Origin of the sequence: Acidovorax sp., assembly GCF_022763525.1 — a bacterium.
GTDB lineage: Bacteria > Pseudomonadota > Gammaproteobacteria > Burkholderiales > Burkholderiaceae_C > Acidovorax.
Genome location: NZ_JALEGG010000090.1, coordinates 16,198 through 28,076 on the forward strand (window position 1 = coordinate 16,198; position 11,879 = coordinate 28,076).

At 64.4% G+C, this 11,879-nt stretch carries 9 protein-coding genes and 1 tRNA gene; 7 read left to right on the top strand and 3 right to left on the bottom strand.

Annotation, left to right across the window (positions count from 1 at the left end; translation table 11 throughout):
- Positions 1–23 precede the first annotated feature (23 nt).
- Positions 24–1,214 (bottom strand): glycoside hydrolase 100 family protein, encoded by a 1,191-nt coding sequence (locus MRY84_RS07185; protein WP_291505057.1) that lies wholly within the window; start codon positions 1,212–1,214, stop codon positions 24–26.
- Between the two features lie 280 nt (positions 1,215–1,494).
- Positions 1,495–2,556 (bottom strand): aldo/keto reductase, encoded by a 1,062-nt coding sequence (locus MRY84_RS07190; RefSeq protein ID WP_291505058.1) that lies wholly within the window; start codon positions 2,554–2,556, stop codon positions 1,495–1,497.
- A gap of 80 nt (positions 2,557–2,636) precedes the next feature.
- On the opposite strand from MRY84_RS07190, the gene MRY84_RS07195 reads away from it, so the two are divergent.
- From MRY84_RS07195 to MRY84_RS07225, 7 genes are all read left to right on the top strand, one after another.
- Complete coding sequence (locus MRY84_RS07195; protein ID WP_291505059.1) at positions 2,637–3,434, top strand: DNA-formamidopyrimidine glycosylase family protein; 798 nt, start codon at positions 2,637–2,639, stop codon at positions 3,432–3,434.
- Positions 3,435–3,522: 88 nt separating this feature from the next.
- Positions 3,523–4,443, top strand: a complete 921-nt coding sequence (locus MRY84_RS07200; RefSeq protein ID WP_291505060.1) for an alpha/beta hydrolase — start codon at positions 3,523–3,525, stop codon at positions 4,441–4,443.
- A 192-nt stretch (positions 4,444–4,635) separates the two neighbouring features.
- Positions 4,636–5,740 (top strand): peptide chain release factor 2 gene (gene prfB / locus MRY84_RS07205; RefSeq protein ID WP_291505061.1). Its coding sequence is split into 2 segments (ribosomal slippage): positions 4,636–4,716 and positions 4,718–5,740, totalling 1,104 coding nucleotides; the frame shifts between segments, so codons are not numbered across the junction.
- Positions 5,741–5,743: 3 nt separating this feature from the next.
- Entirely contained in the window at positions 5,744–6,427 is a 684-nt protein-coding gene (locus tag MRY84_RS07210; RefSeq protein ID WP_291505062.1) for an HAD family phosphatase, read from the top strand.
- Positions 6,408–9,167: an aminopeptidase N gene (pepN, locus tag MRY84_RS07215; protein WP_291505063.1), complete on the top strand. Its 2,760-nt coding sequence runs from the start codon at positions 6,408–6,410 to the stop codon at positions 9,165–9,167. Before MRY84_RS07210 ends, pepN begins: the two co-directional genes overlap by 20 nt.
- 22 nt (positions 9,168–9,189) lie before the next feature.
- A complete protein-coding gene (locus MRY84_RS07220) occupies positions 9,190–10,197 on the top strand; it encodes a class 1 fructose-bisphosphatase (RefSeq protein ID WP_291505064.1) in 1,008 nt (335 codons plus the stop codon).
- 12 nt (positions 10,198–10,209) lie between these two features.
- Positions 10,210–10,285, top strand: a tRNA-Thr gene (locus MRY84_RS07225).
- 210 nt (positions 10,286–10,495) lie between these two features.
- On the opposite strand, the gene MRY84_RS07230 is transcribed toward MRY84_RS07225, so the two are convergent.
- Positions 10,496–11,812 carry a nitrate- and nitrite sensing domain-containing protein gene (locus tag MRY84_RS07230; RefSeq protein ID WP_291505065.1) on the bottom strand — a complete coding sequence of 439 codons (1,317 nt, stop codon included), beginning with the start codon at positions 11,810–11,812 and terminating at the stop codon, positions 10,496–10,498.
- Between the last annotated feature and the right edge of the window lie 67 nt (positions 11,813–11,879).

Sequence of the window (11,879 nt, forward strand, 5' to 3'; positions counted from 1 at the left end):
AGCGCGGAGACGCGGCGCGTGCCTTACCACGCGGCTTTGTCCCCCTGCAGCGCCCGCCGCGCCAATAGAAAGGTGGCGGCGTTCCAGCTCTGGCCAGCCATCCCCATGGGTGCAAGGTTGCGGCCGTGAAACCACTCGGTAAAGCGCCACTCGTCCAGGGCGTTCACCTGCGCGAGCTTCACCAGCTCGCTCCATGCCACCGTACGCAGGCCCAGCTTGGCCAGGGCCATCACCCAGAATCCACCCACAAAGGGCCAGATGCCGCCGTTGTGATACTGGTGCACCAGGTTCTGCCGGTGTCGTCCCATGTAGGCACGCCACAGCCCGTGCGCCTCGGAAAGAGGATGCAGCACCACACGCACGGGATACGGGTCGTGCGCGTGCGCGGCGCCGATGGCCTTGACGATGCGGTGGGCCAGGGGCCTGTCCGCCAGGCCGCACTGGATGGCCAGAAGGTTCCCGAACACATCACCCTCATCACCCACCACGGCGAGATTCACGAAGCTCAGGTACAGGTCAAGGTCGCGGCGGCCACGGCGGGCATAGTGCTGCAGCAGCCGCGCCCGGTGGTACTCGTGCAGATCCCGCTGAAAGGGGTTGAACAGGTGGTTGAAGTGATTGCAGGTGTCTTCCGCCTGCGGCAGCGCGAAGCGCCGTTTCACCTCAAACCACAGTGCGTTGGTGTAGAGCACGTAGCCCGAGCGCGGCATGATGTCCGCCCAATCGCTGGCCTCGTTCTGCTGCAGCAGGCGAAAGTGCTGGTGTTCCTGGGCCAACAGCCAATGGATGGCACGGGCGATGGAATCCGCCCAGTGCTCGGGGGCCACAGTGCCGTGCCGGCGCACATGGTCCACCGCGATCAGCCACCACAGCGTGGCATCAATGCAGCCGAGGTACCAGAAATCCGCATCCTGCCCCTCGGGGTCCACGTACTTCGGGATCTGTCCATTCGCAGCCTGCTGCGCAGCCAATGCGTCAAGGCTGGCCACAGCGCCTTCTTCCAGCGAACGCACGCCGCTACCGCACATTGCCATCACGCAGATGGCGGCATCGCGGCCAAAGATGCGCGTGTAGCGCCGCGCAATGGCAGCCTTGGTGGGCTTGGCAGCCAGGATGCCGTGCGGTGTGAGGTTGTTTTCCAGCAGTGCCAGGGATGCTTGGGTGCAGGCATCGACCAGCGCGATGGAAGAGTTATCAAGAGGGTGTTCGGGCATGGCGGTCAGGCACGTGGCCAGCTTGCAACGGGCTGCGTGCCTGGGCCGGGCAGCAATCGGTAGGGGGGCCCAGGCCAGCAAACCCTTGGAACAACGTTCCCGTCAGGCTAACGCGAGAACCGCGGTGTGACCAGACTTCCCGCAATACCCGCAGGGATTACCTCTTGTGACGACTGAACACTTTCCCCTTGCGCGAAATTGCGATAGGGCACGCAACGTGCTGCGCTCAAGCGTGCCGGGCACTACCACTGCTCACAGCAGCAAGTGGCGGTGGGCCTGGTTACAGCGCGGGGTCGCGCAGCTCCCAGCGAATCGCGTCGATGGCCTGCAACACCTCGGGCGTGAGTGTCGTGCCCCAGGCGGCCAAGTCTTCGTCGAGCTGTGCCAGCGAGGTCACGCCGATGATGGTGCTGGCCACCTGCCACTTGGTGTAGCAGAACGCCAGCGCCATCTGGGTGGGTGTCATGCCGTTGTCGCGGGCCAGCTGGTTGTAGCGGCGCGATGCGGCCAGCGCCTCGGGGCGACCCCAGCGCTGCTTGCGCACCGATTCGTAACTCGCGATGCGAGCGCCCTTGGGCGCTGACGGGCCGGTGATTCCGCTCTCATCGTACTTGCCGGTAAGCAGGCCGAAACCGAGGGGCGAATACGCCAGCAACGACACGTTCAGGCGATGACAGGTTTCATCCAGGCCGTTTTCCCACGTGCGGTTGATCAGGCAATAGGGGTTCTGCACCGTGGCTACGCGCGGCAGGCCGTGTTGCTCGGCCAGGCGCACGAACTCGTGCACGCCGTAAGGAGTTTCGTTCGAGAGGCCGATGTGGCGCACCTTGCCCGCCTTGACCAGCCCCGCCAGGGCTTCGAGCTGTTCGTGAATCGGGGTGGCGGAGGTCTCCTTGGCGGGGTCGTAGTACAGCGTGCCAAACGCGGGCACGTGGCGCTCGGGCCAGTGGATCTGGTAGAGGTCGATCACATCGGTCTGCAGACGGCGCAGGCTGCCTTCGCAAGAGGCAACGATGTCCGCGGCGGACATGCCCTTGTTCTCGCGCACCCACGGCATGCCGCGCGATGGGCCTGCCACCTTGGTGGCCACCACCAGCTTCTGGCGGGCTCCAGGATTCTTGGCAAACCAGTTGCCGATGATGGTCTCGGTAGATCCGCAGGTCTCGGCTTTCGCTGGCACCGAGTACATCTCCGCGGTGTCGATGAAGTTCACGCCGCGCTCCAGCGAACGGCTGAGGATGGCATGCGAATCGGCTTCATTGACCTGCTCACCGAAGGTCATGGTGCCAAGGCAAATGGGGGTAACGTGCAGGTCGCTGGTGCCGAGCTGGATTTTTTGCATAGGGTGGAAGATGGACTACAAGCAAGGAAGGGACTGCGCAGAATAATGGATTTCGCCCCATTGCGCAGAGCCCCGCCCCCATGCCCGAAGGCCCTTCCCTCGTCATCCTGCGTGAGCAGACCGCCGCCTTTGCGGGCCGCACGATCGCGCGGGTAGAAGGCAACACCTCCATCGACAAGAACCGGCTGGTGGGCCAGCGCATCGTGGCCCTGCGCACCTGGGGCAAGCACTTTCTGGTGGAGATGCCCACGTTCAGCCTGCGCATCCACTTCCTTCTTTTTGGCAGCTACCGCATCAACGAACGCAAGGACGCCGTGCCACGCCTGAGCCTGCAGTTCGATGGGGGTGATGAGATCAACGTCTATACATGCTCGGTCAAGTTCATCGAGGAGCCCCTGGACCAGGTCTACGACTGGCAGGCCGACGTGATGTCGGATGCCTGGAGCCCCGCGCTCGCGCTTCAGCGCTTGCGGGCAGCGCCGGGCACTCTGGTCTGTGACGCACTGCTCGACCAGAACGTGTTTGCGGGCGTGGGCAACATCATCAAGAACGAAGTGCTGTACCGCATCCGTGTGCATCCGCTGTCTGCCGTTGGCGCCCTGCCCGCGCCCAAGCTGCGCGAGCTGGTGCGCGAGGCGCGGCAGTACAGCTTTGATTTTCTCGAATGGAAAAAAGCGTTTGTGCTCAAGCAGCATTGGCTGGCGCACCGACAATCCATCTGCCAGCGCTGCGATCTGCCGCTGACCAAGGCCACCTTCGGCCAAACGAAGCGCAAGGCGTACTTCTGCGCCCATTGCCAAAGTCTTTACGGGGACGAGGGCAGGCCGTGCGCAACGCCAAAGCGCCAGCGTGCAGCCAGCCTCAGGCCGCCGACGTGAAACGCACCTTATGCACCCATCCGCGGAGTGCCTGGCTTTGTCCCTGCCTTGACTGACGGGGCGGTCGAGGCTGCTGAATAATTGCCGCATGTACCAACCGCAGCGCGCCTTCCGCACCGAATTCGTCCGTATCCGCACCCTGAACTACCACGTTCGCCTTTGGGGCGAAGGCTCGCCAGGCACGCCGCCTCTGGTGCTGGCCCACGGGTGGATGGATGTAGGAGCTTCCTATCAATTCATGGTGGACGCCTTCAACGAGGCATTTGCGCGAGGCCGGCAAATCATTGCGCCGGACTGGCGGGGGTTCGGCCTCTCCTCCCTGTCGGCGCCTTGCGACCACTATCAGTTTGCAGACTACCTGGCCGACCTGGACCAGTTGCTGGACCACTATGCGGGCAGCACGCCCGTGGACCTGGTAGGCCACAGCATGGGCGGCAACGTGGCCATGATGTATGCCGGCGTGCGCCCGGAGCGCATCCGGCGGCTGGTCAACCTGGAAGGCTTCGGCCTGCCCGCCACCCGCCCCTCGCAAGCACCGCGCCGCTACGCCCAGTGGATTGACGAGATCCGCAAGCTCGAGCGAGGGGAAATGGCCCTGAAGGCCTACAGCGATTCGACCGGCGTGGCCCAGCGCCTGATGAAAACCAACCGCCGCCTCACCGAAGACAAGGCCCAGTGGCTTGCACAGCATTGGGCCCATCCCAACGCGCAAGGCCAGTGGGAGATTCTCGGCGATCCCGCCCACAAGATCACCAGCGCCCAGCTGTTTCGCGTGGACGAAGCCCTGGCGTTGTACGAAGCCATCACCGCCCCCGTGCTGGCGGTGGAAGCCAGCGACGACAGCTTGGGCCAATGGTGGGCGGGCAAGTACGCGCTGGATGAGTACCACCAGCGGCTGACCCACGTGCGCGACTGCCGCATCGCTGTAGTGCAGGACGCAGGGCACATGCTGCACCATGACCAGCCCGTGCAGTTGGCGCAGCTGATCGAGCGGTTTTTGGCCGCGTAGCCCCAGAACTTAGTAAAAATCGGCCGTCGCGCTTGTCCATCCAGCGACAGAAGCTACCAAATTTATAGCACTCTGCTCCGCGCGGGCTGGCGCGGGCGTACCAACGGTTCCCGCTGGGGGCATTGCCGGGACGAATCGGCATCCCATGAGAAAATCGTGGGTTACTCCACAGAACACACAGGACAGAACACCATGGACGCAGAACGCATCAACCTCATTGGCACGACCCTCGAAGACCTGGCTCAGCGCACGCAAGAGTTACGGAGGTATCTTTGACTTCGATGCCAAATTCGAACGCCTGCGCACGGTAAACGCATCGCTGGAAGACCCGGCGGTCTGGAACGACCCGAAAAAGGCCCAGGAACTGGGCAAGGAACAGAAATCGCTCTCCAGCGTGGTTGTCACGCTGGACAAGCTCACGCGCGAGCTGGCCGACAACGCCGAGCTGTACGAGATGAGCAAGGAGGAAGGCGACGAAGCCGGCCTGCTCACCATCGAGGCCGAAACCGCCAAGCTGCGCCCGCTGATCGAAGAGCTGGAATTCCGCCGCATGTTCAGTAATGAGGCCGACCCGCTGAATTGCTTCGTGGACATCCAGGCCGGCGCGGGCGGCACCGAGGCCTGCGACTGGGCCGGCATGCTGCTGCGCCAGTACCTCAAGTACGCTGAACGCAAGGGCTTCAAGGCTACGGTTGAGGATGAAACCCCCGGCGACGTGGCCGGCATCAAGAGCGCCACCATCAAGATCGAAGGCGAATACGCCTACGGCCTGCTGCGCACCGAAACCGGTGTGCACCGCCTGGTGCGCAAGAGCCCGTTTGACAGCTCGGGGGGACGCCACACCTCGTTCGCGTCGCTGTTCGTATACCCTGAGATCGACGACTCGATCGAGATCAACATCAACCCGGCCGACGTGCGCACCGACACCTTCCGCGCCTCCGGCGCGGGCGGCCAGCACATCAACAAGACCGACTCGGCCGTGCGCCTCACGCACATCCCCACTGGCATCGTGGTGCAGTGCCAGGACGGCCGCAGCCAGCACAGCAACCGCGACGTGGCATGGCAGCGCCTGCGCAGCCGCCTGTATGACTACGAACTGCGTAAGCGCCAGGAAGAGCAGCAGAAACTGGAAGACACCAAGACCGACGTGGGCTGGGGCCACCAGATCCGCTCGTACGTGCTGGACAACAGCCGCATCAAGGACCTGCGCACCAACGTCGAAGTCTCGGCCACGCAAAAGGTGCTGGACGGCGACCTGGACGTGTTCATCGAAGCCTCGCTCAAGCAGGGCGTGTAACCGATGACGGCCCGCACCGACGCCATCATCTTCGACATGGATGGCACCATGATCGATTCCATGCCTTGGCACGCGCGTGCATGGGTCGAGTTTGCACGCCGCCACGGCATGGACATCGACGTGCCCGACCTCATGGCCCGCACCACGGGCAAGAACGGCACCGAATGCATCGTGGAGCTGCTGGGCCGCCCTGTTTCGCAGGACGAGGCCGACGCGCTCACGCATGAGAAGGAAACCATCTACCGTGAGCTGTTCGCCCCCCGCTTCGCCGAGGTGGCGGGCTTTCGGCAGTTTGCAGCGCAGGTGCATTCGCGCGGGTTGAAGGTGGCAGTAGGCACGGCGGGCGACATCGGCAACGTGGAGTTTGCGCTGGGCCACCTGGCCCTGACACCCGCACCGCTGGCCATCGTACGCGGCGACGAGGGACTGCCCGGCAAGCCGCAGCCCGCCATCTTCCTTGAAGCCGCGCGCCGTGTCGCGGCCGACCCGGCCCATTGCATCGTTTTTGAAGACGCCCCCTTTGGCATTGAGGCCGCCCGCCGCGCGGGCATGCGCGCCGTGGCCATCTGCAGCACCCACACACCCGAGCAATTGGCCGGGCCGCATGTGCTTGCCGCCGTGCGCGACTACACCGAACTCATGAACACCGACTTTCTGGAGAGCATCCATGTTGCAGCAACTGCATAGCGCAGACGGCAGTGCCGACGGCGCAGGCCAGCCCATCGCCATCCGCCGCGAGGACTACACGGCCCCGGCCTACTGGATCGACAGTGTCGAGCTCACCTTCGACCTGGACCCCGCCAAGACCCGCGTGCTCAACCGCATGTCCCTGCGCCGCAACCCCGATGTGGCCGCGCAGCCGCTCAAGCTCGATGGCGATGAATTGAACCTGGCGCGCGTACTGGTCAACGGCCAGGGCACTTCGTTCAAGATGGAAGGCTCCCGCCTGGTTCTGGAGAACCTGCCCGAAGGACCCGAGCCCTTTGCACTGGAGATCTTCACCACCTGCTGCCCCGCCAAGAACACGCAGCTCATGGGCCTGTACGTGAGCCAGGGCACGTTTTTCACGCAATGCGAGGCCGAGGGCTTCCGCCGCATCACCTACTTCCTGGACCGTCCCGATGTGATGGCCAGCTACACCGTCTTGCTGCGCGCCGACAAGGCGCAGTACCCCGTGCTGCTTTCCAACGGCAACCTGGTAGACAGCGGCGAGCTCGAAGACGGGCGCCATTTCGCCAAATGGGTCGATCCGCACAAGAAGCCGTGCTACCTCTTCGCCCTGGTGGCCGGCAAGCTGGTGGCGCGCGAACAGAAGATCCGCACCCGCGCTGGCACCGACCATCTGCTGCAGGTCTATGTGCGCCCTGGCGACTTGGGCAAGACCGAGCACGCGATGAACTCGCTGATGGCCAGCATTGCGTGGGACGAGGCCCGCTTTGGCCTACCGCTTGATCTGGAGCGCTTCATGATCGTCGCCACCAGCGACTTCAACATGGGCGCGATGGAAAACAAGGGCCTGAACATCTTCAACACGAAGTACGTGCTGGCCAGCGAAGCCACTGCCACAGACACTGACTTCGCCAATATCGAAAGCGTGGTGGGCCACGAGTACTTCCACAACTGGACAGGCAACCGCGTGACCTGCCGCGACTGGTTCCAGCTGAGCCTGAAGGAAGGCCTCACCGTTTTCCGCGACCAGGAATTCAGCATGGACCTGGCGGGCAGCCCCTCGGCCCGCGCCGTCAAGCGCATCGAGGATGTGCGCGTGCTGCGCACCGCCCAGTTCCCGGAAGACGCCGGCCCCATGGCCCACCCGGTGCGGCCGGATAGCTACGTCGAGATCAACAACTTCTACACCGTCACCATCTACGAAAAGGGTGCCGAGGTGGTGCGCATGCAGCACAACCTGGTGGGCCGCGAAGGGTTCGCCAAGGGCATGAAGCTGTACTTCGAGCGCCACGACGGCCAGGCCGTGACCTGTGACGACTTCGTGCAGGCCATTGCCGACGCCAACCCCGCAAGCCCCTTGGCGCAGCACCTGCAGCAGTTCAAGCGCTGGTACAGCCAGGCTGGCACACCCCGCGTGCGCGCCACGGGCCGCTACGACGCCGCCACGCGGTGCTATGCGCTCACGCTGACCCAAAGCTGCGCCTCCACGCCCGGCCAGAGCGAGAAGCTGCCTTTTGTCATCCCGGTGGACCTGGGCCTGATCGACGCCACCACCGGAGCGGCCCTGCCCCTGCAGCTGTCGGGCGAAGGCTCTGCGGACGGTGCCGCCGCGCCCACCTCGCGCGTGGTCGTGCTCACCGAGGCATCGCAGACGCTGACCTTCACCAACCTGGACGCCGAACCCGTGCCCTCGCTGCTGCGGGGTTTCAGCGCCCCCGTGGTGCTGGACATCGACTACACCGACGACCAGTTGCTGACCTTGCTGGCCCACGACGCGGACGCCTTCAACCGCTGGGAAGCCGGCCAGCGTCTCGCTCTTCGGATTGCTATCGATAAGATAGCTGGAAGCGCTCAACAGACAAGCGCTGGCAGCCATTTTGACGACCACATCCTGCCCAGCGGCTTTGTCGACGCCATGCGGGCCGTGCTGCGCAACCCGGCGCTGGACGCAGCCTTCAAGGAACTGGTGCTCACGCTCCCCTCCGAAACCTACATTGCCGAGCAGCTGGACGTGGTGGATCCCCAGCGCATCCACACCGTGCGCGAAGCCATGCGCGAGCAACTTGCGCTGGCGCTGCAGGCTGACTGGGAATGGGCCTGGGAACAACACCAGGACACGGGCGGCTACAGCCCCGATCCGATTTCGTCTGGCCGCCGTGCGCTCAGCGGCCTGGCACTGCACATGCTGTGCATCGCTGCCCAGAAAGCGGGGGACGCAGTCTGGCCCGGCAAGGCCTACCAGCGTTTCAAGGACGCCGCCAACATGACCGACCGCTTCAACGCGCTCTCGGCCCTGGTGGTCAGCGGCAGCCCACTAGCCGCCCCCGCCCTCGCCCGCTTCCACGCGCTGTTCAAGGACGAACCCCTGGTCATCGACAAATGGTTTGCCCTGCAGGCCGGCGCGCCCGACCGGGGCGGCAATGTGCTGCCTGCGGTGCGCCAGCTCCTGCAGCACCCCGACTTCAGCCTCAAGAATCCCAACCGCGCACGCAGCGTGATCTTCAGCTACTGCAGCGGCAACCCCGGCGCCTTCCACCGAGCCGACGCCGCAGGGTATGTGTTCTGGAGCGATCGCGTGGCAGAGCTGGACGCCATCAACCCGCAGGTGGCCGCTCGCCTGGCGCGCGCGCTGGACCGCTGGAAGAAGCTGGCCGAACCCTGGCGCACGTCCGCGCGCGAGGCCATCGCCCGCATCGCCGCCCGCCCCACTCTCTCCAACGACGTGCGCGAGGTTGTCACCCGCGCGCTGGCCGACTGATTTTCACGAAAGAGATCCATCCATGACGAAGCGCATCAGCCTCACCCGCTACCTCGTTGAGCAACAACGGGTGGACGGCCTCATCCCCTCGCAGCTGCGCCTGCTGCTCGAAGTGGTGGCCCGTGCCTGCAAGAGCATCAGCCATGCCGTGAACAAGGGCGCCCTGGGCGGCGTGCTGGGCGCTGCAGGCAGCGAGAACGTGCAGGGCGAAATCCAGAAGAAGCTGGACATCATCGCCAACGAGGTGCTGATTGAAGCCAACGAATGGGGCGGCCACCTTGCGGCCATGGCGTCCGAGGAAATGGACGGCATCTACCTCGTCCCCAACCGTTACCCGCAGGGCGAGTACCTGCTGCTGTTCGACCCCCTGGACGGCTCCTCCAACATCGATGTCAACGTCAGCATCGGCACCATCTTCAGCGTGCTCAAGAAGCCCGACGACGACCGCGGCGTGGAGGCCGGCGACTTCTTGCAGCCCGGCACCGCGCAGGTGGCAGCAGGCTACTGCATCTACGGCCCGCAGACCACGCTGGTGCTGACCGTGGGCGACGGCGTGGCCATGTTCACGCTCGACCGCGAGCAAGGCTCCTTCGTGCTGACCGAGGAGAACGTGCGCATTCCCGAAGACACCAAGGAATTCGCCATCAACATGAGCAACATGCGCCACTGGGATGCCCCTGTGAAGCGCTACATCGACGAATGCCTGCAAGGCACGGAAGGCCCGCGCGGCAAAGACTTCAACATGCGCTGGATCGCCAGCATGGTGGCCGACGTGCACCGCATCCTGACCCGCGGCGGCATCTTCATGTACCCCTGGGACAAGCGCGAACCCAACAAGCCCGGCAAACTGCGCCTGATGTACGAAGCCAACCCCATGGGCTGGCTGGTGGAGCAAGCCGGCGGCGCTGCTACCAACGGCAAGCAACGCATCCTGGAGATCCAGCCCACCCAGTTGCACGAACGCGTGAGCGTCATCCTGGGCTCAAAAAATGAAGTAGAGCGCGTGACGAGCTATCATTCCGCGCTATAATTTGAGGCTTACGCCGGTGTAGCTCAGTCGGTAGAGCAGCTCATTCGTAATGAGAAGGTCGGGTGTTCGATTCATCTCTCCGGCACCAAATGAAAAGCCCTGATTCGCAAGAGTCAGGGCTTTTTTCATGGCCAGCGCACGGGTGCTTGCCCCCCTCTCTTCCATGGCCTTGAGAGGCGGCATTTCACCAGTTCCACAACAATTGGCGGAGTGTCTTGTCTGTGCGCCATCAGGACGTGCCTGTGCCAAGCCCTCAGCGCCATTGCGGTGCACACCTTCTGGCCATCAGTCGCAGAACTCATGCGGACTTGTCCCCCCGGCGGCTCTGGTTCGCAAAGGCCAGGTCGGGCAGCGCCAGCGTCGCCTCGGCCACCTCGAGCAGACGGCGGTTTTGGTCCATTGAGGTCTTTTGCAACACGCGAAAGGCAACCTCTTCGTTCATGCCAAGCCGCGCCATCAGCACCCCCTTGGCACGTTCGATGATCTTGCGCTCATTGAGCGCGCGGCGCGCGGCCTCCAGCTCCGCCTCCATGCTGGCCATGCGCACCGACTGTGCCCGCAGGAGTTCCATGAGAGAGGTCGCCTCGGCGCCGTGTGGCCCGTTGTCGGACGCCGCGGCGGCAGGCTCCATCGCCATGTCAAAAAAGCGGTCGACGGCGTGCGTACGTTGTGGCGGGTTGTCGCGCAACCCACGCAGCAAGCCTTGCGAGTCCTGCAGTTCTTTCTCGGAGGAAAGGATGAGGGCCGCACAATCCTCCCGCAGGCAGCGGACCAGTTCGACCTGCAACTGCCACAGCGCAGTGATGCGTTCGGTGCAGACGTCAAACCACAGGTCGCTCAGGTTGCTGTCCAGCGCAGCCCCAGGGCGCACCACGCACAGGGTTCGCCGCAGGCGCTCGAGTTGGGCAATCGCGGGTACCAGCTGTTGCTGCTGTTGTTCCCAGCGCGCGCGCAACGGCGGATCGGCAAACTCGGTGAACACGCGCAGACTGCGCTCTTGCGCGTCAATGAGGTGCAGCACACGCTGTTGGTGCGCTTCGCTGCCCTGTCCCGATGCGTAGAGCAAGGCACCCATCGCCCGCTCCTGGCCCGCCTCCTCCTGGGCCTGGACCAAGTGCAGCAGGGCCACCAACTGTCGGGACACGCTGGGCAGACCGGCAGCGTCGGCCACATGGAAGACCAGCTCGATCAGCCCGGCGATCAAGTGGCTGAACGCCGCGACAGAGTCGTGCGCCGTCATCGCATGCTTGTCGATCTGGCTGCGCAGCGCCGGCAGCGAGTCCAGCCCCAGCAGCACCCACGCCATCAGCGAGAGGGCTTTAGCTGTGGCGCCCTGTTCAGGTTCCAGATGCCGCGCAAACTCTTCCCTGAGCTTGGACTCCAGTGCGCAGACTTCCTGCACTACGCTGGCGCGCAACTCAGCGAACCGTTGCGCATTGGACGCCAGGTAGGCACCCGAGGCGCCCCGTTCCCGCTGAAGGCCCTCGATCAATTGGCCGACCACGTCCACCAAAATGGCACGATCGGCCAGATGGCGCACAGCGTCAATCTCGAGCCGGCGTGATCGCAGGACAAGGTTGGAAACGGTCAGGGGTGCGAGGGCCACGTCGGGCATATCATTTCTCCAGGGCTCGATCTCGCTGATGCTACCGCCGGCCACTCACTCGCCACGCCTCGCTCAG